Below are 16,876 nucleotides of genomic sequence, written 5' to 3' on the forward strand. Positions count from 1 at the left end.
AAAGCAAACACCAACCCGTTAAGTACCGAGCATATAATAATCAGTTGTATAAGTGAAATCTCTAAATGCATGTACAACTTGTTTGTGTATAGTTTGTTATGTCTACCTATTGTTAGACAGGTTGACTAGAACTAAGTTATCAAAAGAAAACGAATCAGAGGAATATCTGCATGATTTTCCTAGTACATATGCATCAGAGCATTAACTTGTAAACGTGGTTGACAAGAATAGTATCAATTTAAACTTCTTCTAAAATGGTTTCTCCACTTGAATTATCGCCAGAAGTCCATTTCCAGGTTTCGTACAATCGTATTTTTCCATTGGGCATTATTTTGGGCTTAGAGAAACAGATCCCTGTCATTAACTTTCCTTTGCTGTTTACTTGATGATACCGCATTTCAATTTTCCCATCGTCATCCACTAATCCAATTAAATGTCCTTTTATAATTTGCCCACCTTTGTAGTCTGACGTCAATACTCTTCCGTTTTGTTTATATACAAAGACGGTTTCTCCTGTCGTTTCCCCGTTTTCAGAATTTTCAATTGGTTTAAAAATTTTATTGTTGTAATTCATTATAAAATATTGAATTTAAAATTGTTGCCAACACTATTTTGTGCGGTTCTTGACGTTTTTTATCTTCGTTTATATTCATATGTCAGATTATAACTGTATCCAGACCCGATTATAAATAATAAAGCTCCTTCATTACTTACAGCTTCATTGATTAGTAAATTTCCATTTTTAGTCAATCCTATTCTCCTTTTATTATTTCGACAACCTCCAAATAGAAAAGGAATACCATTACAATCAAGATATTTATTCTCTATATAAAACATTCCGTTTTTATGCTTCCCTTCAAATATTGTATCAGCAATCACTTTTGAGTTTTCAAGCAATTCCACTTTTAATTTGCTCGCGTTTTTCAGATTTAAACTTAAAAGATATTCACTCTCACTTTTTTTCAAAGAATCAAATTCACTCTTTCTTTCATTAGTCAAAAAATAATATCCGTTATTTTTCTTTAGAGAATCAGAGATTTTGTCATTTGCCCCTTCTTTTCCTAAACTATAATACCTTCTTATCGGATTTAAAGAATAATTACCAGTAAGTTTACTTAATTCAACTTTTTCAAGATTTACAACTTCATTCCGAAACCTTTTTTTAGTAAATGAAGCACAGCCAAAAATGGTAAAACTGAGTACAGTCAGAATAATGATATTTATTGTTTGGTTTTTCATTTCTCGAATTATACACATTGTTGTGCTTTCGTTATTTTGATAAGTTCAATTCATTATTTAACTCTTCTAGTAACTCATTACCTCTTTTCAAAATCTGCGCTCCAAACATTCTTCTATAAGTATTGCAGTTTGAATTGGTGAACCTGTAAAATTTGTATAACGACATAAATTCTGAGGAATTTGGATCTCCAATCCAAGCGTCCTTTAGTTTCCCATTATATGCTCCATTAGAATTGCGTAAAAGTTCTAACTGATATAAAACAGTGTTTTCACTTAGTTTGATTGACACATCATTTATTTTCTTAAGGGCATATACTCTAGATTCAATGAGTGTATAGTAGTTGGCAATTTTATCTTTGAGTTTATCATTTTTTAATGTGTAAAGACTGCCAGTGTTTAACATCTCTTCATAAACACTTCTACTTATTTCCCAGTCACCCCATTGAAAAGTGAATAAAGAATCCACTAAAAGTAAATCATTATAGTTTTTTGCATCATAAAACATCAAAAGTGCTTTATCCGAGTTAGATTCATAAGCAGTCCGAATGGAATCTTGCTTTTGAAAGTAAACTATATCTGATTCGATACTCTTACTTAATTCATTTAAAAATGTATATTCTTTGACGCTATTCAATCTTTCATCATTCCAACTATTAATTTGTAATGCAATCAAAATTCCAATTACAACAAGAATGATTTCTCCTATAGCATATTTAAGATACTTTCCAGTTTTTCCTTCTGAGAGTAAATTTTGTCTAATTTTTCTAAAGAATTTGATCATTGGTTGGAAGTTTCTATAAAGTTAGAATAATTATTTAATTCCGTAAGAGTGAGAATTAATGAAGCACAACGGTCTCGGCTATGAGTAGTTGCGTGGGTTAACGATTAACTTTGCAAGTACACACCAAGTTGGAAATTCCGCAGGAATTTCCAAAGTAGACGAGAACCAGCAATTACTTATAGCCATTGTTATGTGCTGGCTTTTTTTAATTTATTTTCCATTCCATAAATCAATTCTCGGAAGTTTTGAAATCCACCAAGATTTAATTTTTCTGGTTGTTTTCTGTCTCCAATTTGGAATATTACAATTCCAAGAATTATTGGTAAAATCAGCCACCAATTAAAATTCCAAATCCACCATATTCCAATCATAGCAAAAAATCCGATGAACATTATATTTCGTCCAATCCGAGATAATTTATGCGATTTATATTCAAATTCAGACATTGTCCCTGGCGCAATTCTATTAACTTCATCAATTAAAATCCCACCATATTTTAGAAAAAATGGATTGATTTCAGAACTCGGTTTTAATTCAGTCGTGTCAGCTCCTTTTTTAGTCAGATTTTGTTTTAATGTTCTAAATATTGATGCGGTTTGGCAATTCTGTCCCAATAATTTAATTGGATCAATACTTTCTCTTTTAGCGTGTTTAGAAATGTATTCACAAAAGTCCGACACAGTTCTGTTATTCTCGTCTATTAAAATACTTTCTAATTCAGAAAGTGGTCTATCAATTCCGAATTCTTTGTGATAGATTTTTGCCAATGTTTTTGGGTCAACCAAATCACACGCGTCTATCCATTCAAAGGTTGAACTTTCGAAATCAAAATCCATTCCTTTAACAACAACTGGGTCAAATTCAATTTGAAATTGATATTGAGAAATCAGCATCTGTAATATGTCGTCTTTACTGTATTTCATTTTTTGAGTGTTGTTTTTCACAGCTTGCACATAACTGGTTATATGGAGCGTAAAGTTCCTGTTTATGGGTTGTTATTTCCGGATATACCGAACTTTTGTTCTCGTTTACCATTTTTTATAAAGATACTAAAATTGAGCATACATTTCTGTTGCAATGCACTTGTTAATAAGTTGCGTAAAGGTTTACCCTATATCTTGTTTTTTAAAGTAGGGATTCAACGTATATTTGCCATGAAAAAACAACACAACATAGATACTTTTTAAACAACAACGCATGAAATTTTTTATAGACACTGCAAACTTAGATCAGATCCGTGAAGCACAAGCCTTAGGGATTCTAGATGGTGTAACCACCAACCCTTCCCTAATGGCAAAAGAAGGGATTACCGGAGCAGATAATATTATCAATCATTATAAAGCGATCTGTGAGATCGTAGACGGAGATGTATCTGCAGAAGTAATTTCTACAGACTTCGAAGGAATGGTCAAAGAAGGAGAAGCATTGGCTGCTTTAAATCCGCAGATCGTGGTAAAATTACCGATGATCAAAGATGGTGTAAAAGCATGTAAGTACTTTGCAGATAAAGGCATTAAAACAAACGTAACCCTAGTGTTCTCTGCAGGGCAAGCTTTATTAGCAGCCAAAGCAGGAGCGACCTATGTATCGCCATTTATTGGAAGATTAGATGATATCTCTACCGATGGTTTAAACCTGATCGCTGAAATTAGAACCATCTATGATAACTATTTATTCGAAACAGAGATCTTAGCAGCGTCAGTACGTCATACCATGCATATTATTGATTGTGCTAAATTAGGAGCCGATGTAATGACGGGACCTTTAAGCGCTATTGAAGGTTTATTAAAGCATCCTTTAACGGATATTGGGTTGGCTAAGTTCTTAGCAGACTACCAAAAAGGAAACTAATTCCTATACTAGCATCAAAAACAAAATCCGTACAATCGTATGGATTTTGTTTTTTTAACGGTAATTTTGTCATAGAATAATACTTCATGTATCCTAAAAAAGAACTTGCTCAACTACTACTTTCTGCCTGCCATCAATTTGAGATTGATACGGTTGTCATATCTCCAGGTTCACGGAATGCTCCGCTAACCATTGGCTTTACAAATCATCCCGATTTTGAAACCATTAGTATTGTAGATGAGCGTTGTGCGGCATTTTTTGCATTAGGAATTGCACAGCAACGACAAAAACCGGTAGCCATTGTATGTACCTCGGGTTCTGCGTTGTTGAATTATTATCCTGCCATTGCAGAAGCCTATTATAGTCAGATTCCCTTGGTGGTTATTTCTGCGGATCGACCAAAACACTTGATCGATATTGGAGATGGACAAACCATTCGCCAAGAAAACGTATTTCAGAATCATATTCTACACAGTGCGAATCTAAGAGAAGGTGCTTCTGACAATAATATGAGAGCTTTGGTAAAAGCGTTTTCATTGTTAACTCATGTAAAGGGACCTATTCATATCAACGCACCATTTGATGAGCCATTGTATGAAACAGTACCTACCATGGACACGTTTAAAATTGTAATCGAGGATTCTAATCCTGTTGATGAAATTAACTACGAAGCGCTAGCTGCACAATGGAATGCTGCTGCAAAAAAGATGATTTTGGTAGGGGTGCATTACCCAGATGCTGCATTAGAAATACTGTTAGACAAAGTAGCGGATGATCCGTCTGTATTGGTATTGACAGAAACAACTTCGAACTTACACAACAAGAGCTTTATTAGTTCCATTGACAATCTGATCTTTAACCTTACCGATGAAGAGTTCACGTCTTTGCAACCTGATATTCTGTTAACGTTCGGTGGATTGATCGTATCGAAAAAGATCAAACGTTTTTTACGGGACTATCAACCAAAAGAACATTGGCATGTAAATGAATTACGTGCGTTTGATACCTATCATGCTTTGACAAAGCATATCAAGATCGATAGTCGTTCTTTCTTTACTCATTTTAGCCCATTGATGCAGTATAAAGAAGATAGTACCTATGAAACTACATGGATCGGATATAGAGATCATACCTATCAAAAACATGTAGATTTTTTAAAATCGGCATCGTATTCAGATTTTAAAGTATTTGAAAAGGTGTTGGCATCGATTCCAGACCATTCAGAAGTACAATTTAGCAATAGTGCTATTATTCGATATTCGCAACTCTTCCCAATGAACAAGACCGTTACCGTGTTTTGTAATCGAGGAACGAGCGGAATTGACGGAAGTACGAGTACAGCCATAGGTGCTGCCTATGCTTCAGATACGCAAACCACCTTGATTACTGGAGACCTCAGTTTCTTTTATGATAGCAATGCCTTATGGAATACACATATTCCTTCTAATTTTAGGATCATTTTAGTGAACAATGATGGAGGTGGAATTTTTAAGATCATCCCAGGGCCGGCTTCGACGAATGCGTTACCGTATTTTGAAACACCACATGGATTAACAGCGGAACATCTATGTAGGATGTTTGATTTCGAATATAGTACTGCTTCAGATATTGAGTCTGTTGAGTCTATATTGGAAAACTGGTATCAAGATTCAGATCGACCAAAAGTATTGGAGATCTTTACACCAAATGGTGCAAATGATCGAGTATTAAAAGAGTATATCAATTATTTAAGATAGTATGGATTTAAAAGTAGGAGACAAGGTAGATTTAGTGATAGGCGTTCAAACCGCCTTAGGGTATTCAGTTTTAATCGATGAAGAATTTGAAGGTTTGCTATTCAATAGTGATGTATTTACTGCTTTGGATGAAGGCGTAAAAACGACTGGCTATATTAAAAACATCCGAGAAGATGGAAAGATCGATGTTTCTTTACGTCCTCAGGGATTTAGAAACGTGATTGATACTGATGTTCAAAAAATCTTGGACAAGCTTCAAAAAGACGGGTTCCTCTTACTTACAGATAAAAGTTCTCCAGAGTCCATTAAGTTTCACTTGCAAATGAGCAAGAAAGCTTTTAAAAAAGCGGTAGGAAACTTATACAGAGCAAAAAAGATCGAACTTAAGTCCGATAGGATTGAGCTGGTAAAATAAACATTATTTCCAGAGTACAAAATTGATATGTCAGGTCGAGCGGAGTCCAGACCTAATAAACTCACGTTAGCAGTTAATATTGGACTATCGCTTCCCCAGTACCCTTTCTATATTTCGATAAAATAGATCTGATTTAGGATCATCTGGATCCATTTTTCCATATCCTTTTCTATACATCTCTAAGGCTCTTTTATAGTTCTTCCCAGTTTCATAGTAGAGACCAAGATAGTAATCGCCTAAATGAGAATTCGGATATACGTTTAGGATCATTTTTCCAAAATCGTCTAAATAATCACCGTTCTCTTTGTCAATAATGATGCTTTCTACTGCAAATATATCTTGCGGTCTGATTCCGATATTGGAACCAAATAAAAACTCAATGTCCAAATATTTAGTTTCTAAATAGGTAATCGCATCTGGAGGAGATAGCTCCTTTACTTTTTCTTCAAATTCAATTTTAGAGATTCCAGAGTAGATCTCAAAGACCTTGGCAAAGGATCTCCCCATCGCTTCGCTATAGATAGATGTTGTAGAGGGAGAAGTCTTAAAATCATTGTACACTACATGAAAGTTAGGGACCTCGAAACTCTTTAAATAAGTACCAAATTGATCTGTAAGTACCTTTCGCTTTTCACTTTTATAAGGATTTCCAGCTACGTAGAAATAGAAGGTATTGTCTTCTCGTTTAAGTTTGTCTAGCTTATAACTTTCAATCTGCCTGTTGATATCTGGAGCGAATGTGGGGTTGATACAGATATACGCATTAAACACTTGCAGTTTTTCTCTTAGGAAATGTGTGATAAAATTCCCTGCGGTCCCTTGTCCAACAATAGTTAGGAAGGGAGAGGTTTTATACGCTCCTTCAATATAAGGGATCAATTCATCTCTAATAAACAAGTAGAAATTAGAACTGAAGCTAGTAAGTTTGCTGTTTAGTGGATCGAAAGAAACATCTTTGGCCCTTGTCTTTTTCATATCGATACCCACTACGATCTGTTTTGGTGCATGATCTGCTTGTGCAAATAACTTGGCATTTCCAACATACAGGTCAAATAGTTTTTCTCCGTCCAATACGATGGCCAACGGATAATTAGAAATAGAATCCGTGTCGTGACCTTCCGGTAAATAGATACGTAGATCTCTACTTTGATTCAAATATTGAGAAGTAAACTTTTTTGTGATCAGTTTTTGTCCAAACACAGTTGCTGAAGAAATGATCAATAGAAAGGCAAATATTTTTTTCATAATGGATATAGGGTTTATCAAATAAAAGAAATTCATTTTAGAATTTAAAATAAATTATCAGATGTAAAAATAGTCAATACAACGCTAATGTTTTATTTTTGTGTATCACAATATAGTAACGTACCAAATAGTAAATTATGATACAACCTGAATGGACCACCGTAAAAGAATACGAAGATATCACATATCAAAAATCTAATGGGGTGGCACGAATTGCGTTTAACAGACCTGATGTAAGAAATGCGTTTAGACCTAAAACAACATCTGAGTTATACGATGCGTTTTACGACGCAGGTGAAGATACTTCCATAGGGGTGGTGTTACTTTCTGCAGAAGGACCTTCCAGTAAAGATGGGGTATATTCGTTTTGTTCGGGAGGAGATCAAAAAGCACGTGGACATCAAGGTTATGTGGGAGATGATGGGTATCATCGTTTAAATATTTTAGAAGTACAACGTTTGATCCGTTTTATGCCAAAGGCAGTAATTGCGGTAGTGCCAGGATGGGCCGTTGGAGGCGGGCATAGTTTACACGTAGTTTGTGATTTAACACTAGCGAGCGAAGAGCATGCTATTTTTAAACAGACGGATGCTGATGTTACTTCTTTTGATGGAGGATACGGTTCAGCGTATTTAGCAAAGATGGTAGGACAAAAGAAAGCGAGAGAGATCTTCTTTTTAGGAAGAAACTATTCTGCACAAGAAGCGTATGAAATGGGTATGGTCAATGCTGTAATTCCGCACGTAGATCTGGAAGCAACCGCATATGAATGGGCACAAGAGATATTAGCAAAATCACCGACGTCTATTAAGATGTTAAAGTTTGCAATGAACCTTACCGACGATGGAATGGTAGGGCAACAGGTATTTGCAGGAGAAGCTACAAGATTAGCCTACATGACCGATGAAGCAAAAGAAGGAAGGGATGCGTTCTTAGAAAAAAGAAAACCAAACTTCCCAAAGAAGTGGATCCCATAAATGTATCGATAATGGTGTCAGGTCGAGCATTGACAAATTCAGAATGTATTATGAATGAAGTTAGCTTACAAAGTAAGTCGAGACCTGTTTAATAGTTGAATTGTAATAGATGAAAATAATTTGCATAGGGCGTAATTATGCCAAACACATTGAGGAGTTAGCAAACGAAAGACCAGATAATCCGGTAGTGTTTTTAAAACCAGATTCGGCCATCTTACCCAAAAAGAATCCTTTTTTTATTCCACCTTTTTCGAATGACGTGCATTATGAGGTAGAGGTATTGGTAAAGATCAATAAGGTAGGAAAACACATTGCGCCAAAGTTTGCGCATAAATATTATGACGAAGTAGGTTTGGGAATTGACTTCACAGCGCGAGATGTACAAACTGCTTGTAAAGAGAAAGGCTTGCCATGGGAAAAAGCAAAAGCATTTGATGGTAGTGCCATTGTAGGGGAATTTTATCCGAAATCATCATTTGATCTGGAGAACTTAAAATTCCAACTACTAAAGAATGATGAGGTTGTGCAGGATGGAAATACGAATGCCATGTTGTGGAAGATTGATGAGCTGATAGCCTATGTATCTCAATACTTTACTTTAAAGAAAGGAGATCTTATTTTTACGGGAACACCTGCAGGAGTAGGGAAGGTACAAGCAGATGATGTCCTCATAGGTATGATTGAAGACAAGAAAGCTTTTCAGATTCGAGTGAAGTAGAAGAGGTTAATAAAGAAAGATCAATGATTCTAGGAATTTTAGTAATCATTTTAATTGCACAAAAGTTCTTTATACTTGCTGGAGAGTATAAAAGAAACAAGTGGATTTACGCCATTATTGGTGTTGCTACATACTATATAGGAACTTTTATAGCTGCTTTTATATATGGTGCCATTTATTTTGTAATGGATCCTGAGGCAAGCGATGAATCTGTAGATACCTTTCTTTCAGGATTGATACTCGTAGGTTTTGGGTTGTTAAGCTGTGCACTCTTATATAATATATTTAAGAGAAATTGGGAAAGAGCAAAAAGAATGAAAGAGAAAGACCGTATTCACGAAATTGGAACTAAAGATTCTATAGAAGAATAATATATGAACGCAGAAATAATAACGATTGGAGATGAAATTTTGATCGGGCAAATAGTAGATACCAACTCCCAGTTTATTGGAACAGAGTTAAATAAAATAGGGGTTTCTGTCTATCAAATAACCTCTATTCAAGATGAAGAGCAGCATATTTTAAATGCATTACAAGAAGCTCAGGGTAGAGCGGATATTGTGATTATAACAGGAGGTTTAGGTCCTACCAAAGATGATATCACTAAAAAGACCATTGCCAAATATTTTAAGGATGAGGCCTGGACGGACTACCCTGAAGTATATGAAAATATTAAACGTTTGTTTAAACGTGTGAATCATCCTGTGAATGATGTCCAAAAGTACCAGGCAATACTACCTTCAAAAGCTACCCTGCTTCCGAATCGTTTTGGTACTGCTCCGGGGATGTGGTTCTATGAAGACAGTACCGTATTTGTTTCTATGCCTGGCGTACCTTATGAGATGAAAGGATTGATGGAGTATGAAGTGCTTCCTAGAATTCAAGAACAGTTTCAGTTACCTCATATCATGCATAAAACTATCATAACTTATGGTCAAGGTGAAAGTGTCATTGCAGAACGCATTGAAACCTGGGAAAATGAGTTGCCAGATTTTATCAAATTGGCTTATTTGCCTTCCTTCGGAAAAGTTCGATTACGATTGTCTGCAAAAGGAACCAATAAACAACTGATGGAAGATGCCCTGGCTGAGAGAATAGCAGCCTTGCAATTGTTGATTCCTGAAATTATTACGGGACTAGGAGATGAAGAAACTATAGAAAAAGCTGTGGGTAAACTGTTAGCGAATAAGGGAAAGACACTTTGTACGGCAGAAAGTTTAACGGGAGGGCAAATAGCTTCGACGTTAGTCTCTGTACCAGGTGCTTCGGCGTATTTTAAAGGCGGATTTGTTACGTACACTGCACAAATGAAAGAAGACCTGTTAGGGGTTGATACAGCAGTAATCGAAAAGAACTCAGTAGTAAGTGAACCAGTAGCCGCGCAGATGGCTGTAAATGCTAGAGAAAAGACGAATGCAGACTATGCCATATCTGTAACCGGAAATGCGGGCCCAACGACGGATAATAATGATAAATCTGTAGGAGTAGTATTCATCGGCTTGGCAACCAAATCGGGTGTGAAAGTACAAGAATTTAATTTTGGGCAACCAAGACATAAAGTGATAAATAGGACTGTAAATAAATCCTTGGAAATTCTGCAAGAAGAAATTCTAAAAAATAACTAAAATTGTTTTTGTAGAAATTCAAAAATGTCATACATTTGCACCTCGTTTAGAGATAACGATTTAAAACGATAAAGAAGATGTCTAGAGTTTGTGAATTAACAGGTAAAAAAGCGATGGTAGGAAACAATGTTTCTCACGCTTTGAATAGAACTAAAAGAAAGTTTAACGCTAATCTTATGACGAAGCGTTTTTATATTCCAGAAGAGAATAAGTGGATTACTTTAAAAGTATCTGCAGCTGCTTTAAAGAATATTAACAAGAAAGGAATTTCTGCAGTTATTAAAGAAGCAAGAGCTAAAGGTTATTTAACTAAATAATTTTTCTCTAGATAAAATTTTAGCAAGATGGCAAAAAAAGGAAACAGAGTTCAAGTAATTTTAGAGTGTACAGAGCACAAAGCTTCTGGTAAACCAGGAACTTCTAGATATATTACTACCAAGAATAAGAAGAATACTCCAGATAGAATTGAAATCAAAAAATTCAATCCTATTTTGAAGAAAATGACAGTTCACAAAGAAATTAAATAATAAAGAGTTTAGGTCATGGCAAAGAAATCAGTAGCATCATTACAGACAGGTTCTAAAAGATTAAGTAAAGCGATCAAAATGGTAAAGTCTCCAAAGACAGGAGCTTATACATTTGTTGAAGCGATTATGGATCCTAAACAAGTAAATGACTTTTTAGCTAAAAAGTAATTACTTACAAACAATATTTAAAGCTACTTTCTAACTTAGAAAGTAGCTTTTTTTATGCAGTTAATTTCCGTAATTTTGGCAGTCCACAGATATGAATCTGTAAATATGTAGTATATGAGTTTTTTTAAGAAAATATTTTCAAAGGAAAAAAAAGAGACCTTAGATAAAGGGTTAGAAAAATCAAAATCAAGTTTCTTTACTAAATTATCAAAGGCAGTTGCTGGAAAAGCAAAGGTAGATGACGATGTATTAGATAATTTAGAAGAAGTCTTAGTTTCTTCTGATGTAGGTGTAGATACTACCTTAAAAATTATTGACAGAATAGAGGAACGCGTTGCCAGAGATAAATATTTAGGAACGGAAGAACTCAATCAGATTTTGCGGGATGAGATTGCCGGACTGTTATCTGAAACGAATGTTGGAGAAGAGACAGAGTTTACTGTTCCTGCCGATAAAAAACCATATGTGTTGATGGTGGTCGGTGTAAATGGTGTTGGTAAAACAACCACTATTGGTAAGCTAGCATCACAATTTAAAAAACAAGGATTGAAGGTCGTGTTAGGTGCAGCAGATACGTTTAGGGCTGCAGCAATTGACCAATTGCAGGTTTGGGCAGATAGAACGGGTGTGCCTATTGTACGTCAGGAAATGGGATCAGACCCAGCTTCTGTAGCTTTTGATACATTAACATCAGCAGTGACTCAAGAAGCCGATGTGGTTATTATTGATACCGCAGGACGTTTACACAACAAAGTAAACTTAATGAATGAGCTGACCAAGATCAAGCGTGTGATGCAAAAAGTAGTGGCAGATGCTCCACACGATGTGTTATTAGTATTGGATGGTTCTACAGGACAAAATGCATTTGAGCAGGCAAAGCAGTTTACGAAAGCAACAGAGGTAACATCCTTAGCAGTTACAAAGTTAGACGGAACGGCTAAAGGAGGAGTGGTTATCGGTATTTCTGACCAGTTTCAGATTCCGGTAAAATATATTGGTGTAGGAGAAGGAATTGATGATCTGCAGGTATTTAATAAGCATGAGTTTGTAGACTCGTTCTTTAATCAATAATAATATGGAGAAAACAGGTTCAAATACAGGATTTGCTATTTATCACAATTTTGTGATCCATGCGACTGCCAAAGAAGTGTTTGATGCTGTGAGTCTTCCAGAGCATTTGAATAATTGGTGGCCGTTACAATCTTCTGGAATACCAGCGGTTGGGAATCGATATAATTTCAATTTTACAGATACCTATAATTGGTTTGGGCACGTTTCTACATGTGAACCGAGTACCTCATTTTTTATTAAGATGACCGAATCTGATGCAGATTGGAGTCCGACCACGTTTGGTTTTGAATTGGAAGAGATGGATGGCGGAGTTTCTGTAAAGTTTAGCCATACGAATTGGCCGCAATGTAATACTGAGTTTAAACAATCTTCTTATTGTTGGGCTATTTTGCTCAATGGCCTTAAGAATTATGTGGAAAAGGGAATTGTGATTCCTTTTGAGGATAGAGAATAGTATTTAGTTGATCATAGCTGTAATCTTTCCCCATAGCGCATTATCATAGCTAGATGGACCTAGTAAGGAAGTACCCGCATCTCCTCCCAATCGAATAACAACCATTTTTAAACTTGGAACGATGTACATCTTTTTATCGTTGGCACCAAGACCCGCAAAAAGATCATCAGGAGCATTCGGAATCAATTTCCCTGAAAACTGATCGGTAGACCCAGGAACTCTATAACTTTCCTTACCATTTAACCAATACAAATACCCGTAGGATTTATTGAGATCTTGAGAAGTATTCGTCATTTCGTTAAAGAACGATTCATTCAATAGTTGCGTACCATTCCAATTTCCTTTATTTAGGTTCAATAATCCAAAACGAGCCATAGATCTTGCGTTTCCAACATAGTACTTATTGTAGTTTGGCGTCTGATACCAAAGCCCGGTCATACCAATCATATTTTTTAACCGAGTATTAAAATAATTGGAAAAACCTCCCGAAATCGCATTGTCTAAAACAGGCTGTATCATGGTATAAAAAGCATTGTAATAGTACCATGCCGTTCCAGCATCCGCTAAATAGTTCAAACATGCCGGATCCGTACAATTGGTATCTCCCACAGTGTGATCTCCACCAGCGCTCATGGTTAATTGATGTTTTATTGTAATATCGTTTTCTTTATCAATAGGCATATTCGTCCATCCTGTACCTAAATAATCGCTAGACCTATCGTTAATACTTAAAATACCATCTTGCTGCGCCATACCAGTGGTAAACGCTGTCAATGTTTTACTAGCAGAGAACCAGGGAATTATAGTAGTACTGGTAGCCCCATTAAAATATTCTTCAATGACAATTTTACCATTAACCAAAACGATAAACGCTTGTGTGTTTGAAGTACTTAAAAAGCTTCTAAGATCATTAAATGCGGTAGCGTTCCATCCTAGAGCTACTATTGAAGTAGACGTCCATTCTGATGATCCGTTAGGAGGGAAATATAGCTCTTCACTAATAATAGGATCAACAGGATCCATAGTATCGTCCGCATCATTGCTACATGCCGAATAAAGACAGACAAGAAAAGCATAAAAAAGGAATCTAGTTGATCTTTTCATATTCTTAAGACTGACAAGATATTTGAAAGTTTAATGTTCTCAAAAAAATGATCAATTTTTTTATATTCATACTCAAATGTTATATACTTGCGTACCACATTAAATTACATTATATATGAAAAAGGTTATTTGCTATGTTTTCTTATTACTTTCTACTATTTCTGTTGCTCAAATATCAAATTTAGCTGAACTGGCCTCAGGTCAAATTCAAATATTTAGTCCGATCATGGAATTGGATAAAAAGATCTACGGCTACTTCATGATCGTAAAACTGGAGGATGTTGATAAGAATAATGAAAAATTTGAATACGTACTGTTGGATAAGAATTTGAATAAAGTAGCGAACGGTGAGTTTGTAGATCGAAAATACAAACGACTGGGATCGCGATTTTTATCTCCAGAGAAGAGCGGAGATCACCTTATCATTACCAAGTATTATGCACAAGCATATTCTCCTTACGTCAAGTTTGTTACCAACAGGACCATCGATATTTCAAAAAACGAAATTTCGAAACCGTTCTATTATGATAATGGGGAATTTATAGAAGGAAACAGGCCCGAAAAGAAAATGCTGAAAACGCTAAAAAAGATTAAAACCTACGAGTTTCCGATATCTATAGGTGGTGGCTATGCTTTAGTGGAGAATTTTAAATTACAAAAGAACAACAACCTGCCACAATCGTTGAAAGGATTTAATATAAATAACGAGCAGGTCTGGGAGTACCAATTTAATCCCTATAAAGAACGTATTAAAAAGTTCTTTAATATTATTGATAAGGAGCACTTCTTGTTTACCACGGATAATAAAACGAGTGCTAACACTTTTACCATCCATAGTTTAAACCCACGTACAGGAAAGCTTAATTTTACCTATGATATTGAAAACGCCAATTCTGAATGGAACCATATCTATAACATTAGAGCACTAGAGGATCGGTTTGTGATTATTGGAAAAGTAAGTCCTTATAAGAGAACAGGGTATGAGGTAAAAAAAGCATCCGGATTGTTCCGAATAGAATTGGATAAAAACGGAAAAGAGCTCTCTAAAAAGTATTTTAGATGGCATCAAGCCAGTGCCTTTTTGCCAATGAACAAAAAAGGGAAGACGAAAAAAGGATATCGATTATATGCCAAAAATTACTTTGTTTTTAAGGATGGAACTATCTCTGTGCTTACTGAAAAAAGAAAGGAAGGGTATAATATTCTATTTGGAGCAACTAAAGTCAAAACTACTGATTTTGTGATCTTGAACTTCGATAAAGATTTCAATTTAATAGATTTAAAAACTATAGAAAAAGATCTTTCTAAATGGTCCTATTCTGATTATTTGTATTCTCAAAAAATAAAAGGAGGCGATGGTGTCGTATTCTTTTATAACGATTACAAGAAAGACGCTACTACCAAAAAGAAGAATTGGGTACTAGGGATTGTTACATTGATCAAAGGGAAGATGACACATGAACAAATACCGATGTCATCTAAAGAACATTTTATTTCGCCTTATATAGCTAAAGAAGGTTTTATCTTATTAAGAGAATTTAATAAGGACAGTGATTACGATGAGATCCGACTAGAACGATTGAACTATTAATTATTTTGAATAGTATTCTCCAATAGCCTTTAGTTCATTTAATCGGAGATTCCAAATAAAGTTTAAGAACTGTTGATAGCCTTTGGTCTGATCCTTAGGAACGATACGATCTACATGACGATTTAGCTGATATTTTTTCTTTGCTTCGTACAGCGCTAAAAAATTTTGGCCTAACCATTTCTTAAGATAGGCATCGTCAGGATTCTTGGTCAGTTTGTGTAAGATCAACTGAACACTCAATCCGTATTTCTCTAAATAATATAGCGTAGCGATGTCTTCTTGTCTTGCTATTTTTTGTAATCTTCTAAATGTAGATCCTTCCTTGGGTATAGCTTTTCGATCATCTTGCAGCTCAGCAAAGTCCTTAGCTAACTTTTCGATTCGTTGCCTAGCTTCAGGGTGTGATTTGATAGAATCTTTGTTTATTTTTTCTTTGTATTTCGAATAGTCATAATTGGAAAATTCTTCCATGTTTAACCACTCTTTTTTAAAGGCTTGCTCCGGTAGATCGAAGAATTGTTTATATACTGTAGAATCTAATGATATTGTTGGAAGACTATCATAGTTTTCCATCAATTTTAATGAATTGATAAAGCTGATCTTGTCAAAGTTGGTATTCCTATAAAGTTCAAAACCAATAGAGTCTGCTAACATTTCTCGTCGTCGTCTTTTCTTGCTATCATCATACATGATGTTTTTTAGAATGGTAAAGGACTTGTCATACTGATTGTACTTTTGCTTTTTAATTTCACGAGCTTGCAACCTTCTTACTTTAGATGAACCTAGTACAGCCTGATGAAGAATACTTTGCTCCACATGATTTAGCTCACCATGTGCAATTTCATGTGTCAAAACACTCACAAATTGCCCTTCATTTTCAAGGTATTTAAAGAGCCCTAAGTGCATAATAAAATGATCATTTCCAATACTCATCGCATTGATGGAAGTGTGTTTAGAGACATACACTTTAAAGTTAGTATTCCGCAAACTGGGATTTGCTTCTTTTAGCACCTGTAATACACTATCTATATATGTGGTGAAACGGGTGTCAAAAATGAATCGTTTCTTTCTAATATTTTTTAAAAACTCTTCATTAGAGCGTTTATAGATATTAAGTACTTCCTTTCGTAGCTTCCCTTTATGAGATTTTTTTAATCTTTTGTACTGAAGCTTATTCGCCGCTTCATAGTCTTTAATCAGGGTTTCTCTTAATTCAAAATTAAGTGTGTCTAAAGAAGGATACTGTTGTGTATAACCAACAAATGAAATACAAAAAAGAAAGATGAAAATAAGGTTCTTCAACATGCGCTTTACGTTTTGATGCGAATATACAGTTTATCTGTAAAATGGTATCTTTGAGAATAAACCTTATTC

The 16,876-nt window shown here is 35.2% G+C and carries 20 protein-coding genes; 13 read left to right on the forward strand and 7 right to left on the reverse strand.

Annotated elements, in window-relative coordinates; translation table 11 throughout:
* Nucleotides 1–238: 238 nt before the first annotated feature.
* From RQM59_RS11955 to RQM59_RS11970, 4 genes are all read right to left on the reverse strand, one after another.
* Entirely contained in the window at nucleotides 239–574 is a 336-nt protein-coding gene (locus RQM59_RS11955) for an avidin-fold protein (RefSeq protein WP_349242350.1), read from the reverse strand.
* Between the two features lie 59 nt (nucleotides 575–633).
* Nucleotides 634–1,239, reverse strand: a complete 606-nt coding sequence (locus RQM59_RS11960; RefSeq protein ID WP_349242351.1) for a hypothetical protein — start codon at nucleotides 1,237–1,239, stop codon at nucleotides 634–636.
* A 31-nt stretch (nucleotides 1,240–1,270) separates the two neighbouring features.
* A complete protein-coding gene (locus RQM59_RS11965) occupies nucleotides 1,271–2,020 on the reverse strand; it encodes a DUF6090 family protein (RefSeq protein WP_349242352.1) in 750 nt (249 codons plus the stop codon).
* 188 nt (nucleotides 2,021–2,208) lie between these two features.
* Nucleotides 2,209–2,943 carry a hypothetical protein gene (locus RQM59_RS11970; RefSeq protein WP_349242353.1) on the reverse strand — a complete coding sequence of 245 codons (735 nt, stop codon included), beginning with the start codon at nucleotides 2,941–2,943 and terminating at the stop codon, nucleotides 2,209–2,211.
* 274 nt (nucleotides 2,944–3,217) lie between these two features.
* On the opposite strand from RQM59_RS11970, the gene fsa reads away from it, so the two are divergent.
* From fsa to RQM59_RS11985, 3 genes are all read left to right on the forward strand, one after another.
* A complete protein-coding gene (gene fsa / locus RQM59_RS11975; RefSeq protein ID WP_349242354.1) occupies nucleotides 3,218–3,871 on the forward strand; it encodes a fructose-6-phosphate aldolase in 654 nt (217 codons plus the stop codon).
* Between the two features lie 86 nt (nucleotides 3,872–3,957).
* Nucleotides 3,958–5,607 carry a 2-succinyl-5-enolpyruvyl-6-hydroxy-3-cyclohexene-1-carboxylic-acid synthase gene (menD, locus tag RQM59_RS11980; RefSeq protein ID WP_349242355.1) on the forward strand — a complete coding sequence of 550 codons (1,650 nt, stop codon included), beginning with the start codon at nucleotides 3,958–3,960 and terminating at the stop codon, nucleotides 5,605–5,607.
* 1 nt (nucleotide 5,608) lies between these two features.
* Complete coding sequence (locus RQM59_RS11985; protein WP_349242356.1) at nucleotides 5,609–6,022, forward strand: S1 RNA-binding domain-containing protein; 414 nt, start codon at nucleotides 5,609–5,611, stop codon at nucleotides 6,020–6,022.
* An 84-nt stretch (nucleotides 6,023–6,106) separates the two neighbouring features.
* Here RQM59_RS11985 and RQM59_RS11990 read toward each other — a convergent pair whose 3' ends face one another.
* Nucleotides 6,107–7,267, reverse strand: a complete 1,161-nt coding sequence (locus RQM59_RS11990) for an alpha/beta hydrolase (protein WP_349242357.1) — start codon at nucleotides 7,265–7,267, stop codon at nucleotides 6,107–6,109.
* Between the two features lie 137 nt (nucleotides 7,268–7,404).
* Here RQM59_RS11990 and RQM59_RS11995 point away from each other — a divergent pair, with 137 nt between their 5' ends.
* The 9 genes from RQM59_RS11995 (at nucleotide 7,405) to RQM59_RS12035 (ending at nucleotide 12,807) form a co-directional block, all read left to right on the forward strand.
* A complete protein-coding gene (locus RQM59_RS11995) occupies nucleotides 7,405–8,244 on the forward strand; it encodes a 1,4-dihydroxy-2-naphthoyl-CoA synthase (RefSeq protein ID WP_349242358.1) in 840 nt (279 codons plus the stop codon).
* A gap of 109 nt (nucleotides 8,245–8,353) precedes the next feature.
* A complete protein-coding gene (locus tag RQM59_RS12000) occupies nucleotides 8,354–8,962 on the forward strand; it encodes a fumarylacetoacetate hydrolase family protein (RefSeq protein WP_349242359.1) in 609 nt (202 codons plus the stop codon).
* Between the two features lie 23 nt (nucleotides 8,963–8,985).
* Complete coding sequence (locus RQM59_RS12005; protein ID WP_349242360.1) at nucleotides 8,986–9,333, forward strand: hypothetical protein; 348 nt, start codon at nucleotides 8,986–8,988, stop codon at nucleotides 9,331–9,333.
* A 3-nt stretch (nucleotides 9,334–9,336) separates the two neighbouring features.
* Nucleotides 9,337–10,587: a competence/damage-inducible protein A gene (locus RQM59_RS12010; RefSeq protein ID WP_349242361.1), complete on the forward strand. Its 1,251-nt coding sequence runs from the start codon at nucleotides 9,337–9,339 to the stop codon at nucleotides 10,585–10,587.
* A gap of 77 nt (nucleotides 10,588–10,664) precedes the next feature.
* The gene (rpmB, locus tag RQM59_RS12015; protein WP_349242362.1) at nucleotides 10,665–10,904 is read left to right on the forward strand and encodes a 50S ribosomal protein L28; all 240 of its coding nucleotides are present in this window, start codon (nucleotides 10,665–10,667) and stop codon (nucleotides 10,902–10,904) included.
* 27 nt (nucleotides 10,905–10,931) lie between these two features.
* Nucleotides 10,932–11,114, forward strand: coding sequence for a 50S ribosomal protein L33 (rpmG, locus tag RQM59_RS12020; RefSeq protein WP_062059694.1), 183 nt, complete (start codon nucleotides 10,932–10,934; stop codon nucleotides 11,112–11,114).
* A gap of 15 nt (nucleotides 11,115–11,129) precedes the next feature.
* Entirely contained in the window at nucleotides 11,130–11,282 is a 153-nt protein-coding gene (locus tag RQM59_RS12025; RefSeq protein ID WP_349242363.1) for a DUF4295 domain-containing protein, read from the forward strand.
* A 114-nt stretch (nucleotides 11,283–11,396) separates the two neighbouring features.
* Entirely contained in the window at nucleotides 11,397–12,353 is a 957-nt protein-coding gene (ftsY, locus tag RQM59_RS12030; RefSeq protein ID WP_349242364.1) for a signal recognition particle-docking protein FtsY, read from the forward strand.
* Between the two features lie 4 nt (nucleotides 12,354–12,357).
* Nucleotides 12,358–12,807, forward strand: a complete 450-nt coding sequence (locus RQM59_RS12035) for an SRPBCC family protein (protein WP_349242365.1) — start codon at nucleotides 12,358–12,360, stop codon at nucleotides 12,805–12,807.
* A 3-nt stretch (nucleotides 12,808–12,810) separates the two neighbouring features.
* On the opposite strand, the gene RQM59_RS12040 is transcribed toward RQM59_RS12035, so the two are convergent.
* Nucleotides 12,811–13,911, reverse strand: coding sequence for a serine hydrolase domain-containing protein (locus tag RQM59_RS12040; protein ID WP_349242366.1), 1,101 nt, complete (start codon nucleotides 13,909–13,911; stop codon nucleotides 12,811–12,813).
* Between the two features lie 115 nt (nucleotides 13,912–14,026).
* On the opposite strand from RQM59_RS12040, the gene RQM59_RS12045 reads away from it, so the two are divergent.
* Nucleotides 14,027–15,502, forward strand: coding sequence for a DUF6770 family protein (locus tag RQM59_RS12045; protein ID WP_349242367.1), 1,476 nt, complete (start codon nucleotides 14,027–14,029; stop codon nucleotides 15,500–15,502).
* On the opposite strand, the gene RQM59_RS12050 is transcribed toward RQM59_RS12045, so the two are convergent.
* Nucleotides 15,503–16,807: a M48 family metalloprotease gene (locus RQM59_RS12050; protein ID WP_349242368.1), complete on the reverse strand. Its 1,305-nt coding sequence runs from the start codon at nucleotides 16,805–16,807 to the stop codon at nucleotides 15,503–15,505.
* Nucleotides 16,808–16,876: the final 69 nt, after the last annotated feature.

Origin of the sequence: Asprobacillus argus (genome assembly GCF_032248395.1) — a bacterium.
In the GTDB taxonomy this organism is placed as follows: domain Bacteria; phylum Bacteroidota; class Bacteroidia; order Flavobacteriales; family Flavobacteriaceae; genus Polaribacter; species Polaribacter argus.

Coding starts and splice junctions, on each gene's coding strand:
- RQM59_RS11995 (WP_349242358.1), top strand. CDS start 7,405: ATGATACAACCTGAATGGACCACCGTAAAAGAATACGAAGATATCACA.
- RQM59_RS11965 (WP_349242352.1), bottom strand. CDS start 2,020: ATGATCAAATTCTTTAGAAAAATTAGACAAAATTTACTCTCAGAAGGA.
- RQM59_RS12035 (WP_349242365.1), top strand. CDS start 12,358: ATGGAGAAAACAGGTTCAAATACAGGATTTGCTATTTATCACAATTTT.
- RQM59_RS12010 (WP_349242361.1), top strand. CDS start 9,337: ATGAACGCAGAAATAATAACGATTGGAGATGAAATTTTGATCGGGCAA.
- RQM59_RS11960 (WP_349242351.1), bottom strand. CDS start 1,239: ATGAAAAACCAAACAATAAATATCATTATTCTGACTGTACTCAGTTTT.
- RQM59_RS12050 (WP_349242368.1), bottom strand. CDS start 16,807: ATGTTGAAGAACCTTATTTTCATCTTTCTTTTTTGTATTTCATTTGTT.
- RQM59_RS12045 (WP_349242367.1), top strand. CDS start 14,027: ATGAAAAAGGTTATTTGCTATGTTTTCTTATTACTTTCTACTATTTCT.
- ftsY (WP_349242364.1), top strand. CDS start 11,397: ATGAGTTTTTTTAAGAAAATATTTTCAAAGGAAAAAAAAGAGACCTTA.
- fsa (WP_349242354.1), top strand. CDS start 3,218: ATGAAATTTTTTATAGACACTGCAAACTTAGATCAGATCCGTGAAGCA.
- RQM59_RS11970 (WP_349242353.1), bottom strand. CDS start 2,943: ATGAAATACAGTAAAGACGACATATTACAGATGCTGATTTCTCAATAT.
- menD (WP_349242355.1), top strand. CDS start 3,958: ATGTATCCTAAAAAAGAACTTGCTCAACTACTACTTTCTGCCTGCCAT.
- RQM59_RS11990 (WP_349242357.1), bottom strand. CDS start 7,267: ATGAAAAAAATATTTGCCTTTCTATTGATCATTTCTTCAGCAACTGTG.
- RQM59_RS12005 (WP_349242360.1), top strand. CDS start 8,986: ATGATTCTAGGAATTTTAGTAATCATTTTAATTGCACAAAAGTTCTTT.
- rpmG (WP_062059694.1), top strand. CDS start 10,932: ATGGCAAAAAAAGGAAACAGAGTTCAAGTAATTTTAGAGTGTACAGAG.
- RQM59_RS11985 (WP_349242356.1), top strand. CDS start 5,609: ATGGATTTAAAAGTAGGAGACAAGGTAGATTTAGTGATAGGCGTTCAA.
- RQM59_RS12025 (WP_349242363.1), top strand. CDS start 11,130: ATGGCAAAGAAATCAGTAGCATCATTACAGACAGGTTCTAAAAGATTA.
- RQM59_RS11955 (WP_349242350.1), bottom strand. CDS start 574: ATGAATTACAACAATAAAATTTTTAAACCAATTGAAAATTCTGAAAAC.
- rpmB (WP_349242362.1), top strand. CDS start 10,665: ATGTCTAGAGTTTGTGAATTAACAGGTAAAAAAGCGATGGTAGGAAAC.
- RQM59_RS12000 (WP_349242359.1), top strand. CDS start 8,354: ATGAAAATAATTTGCATAGGGCGTAATTATGCCAAACACATTGAGGAG.
- RQM59_RS12040 (WP_349242366.1), bottom strand. CDS start 13,911: ATGAAAAGATCAACTAGATTCCTTTTTTATGCTTTTCTTGTCTGTCTT.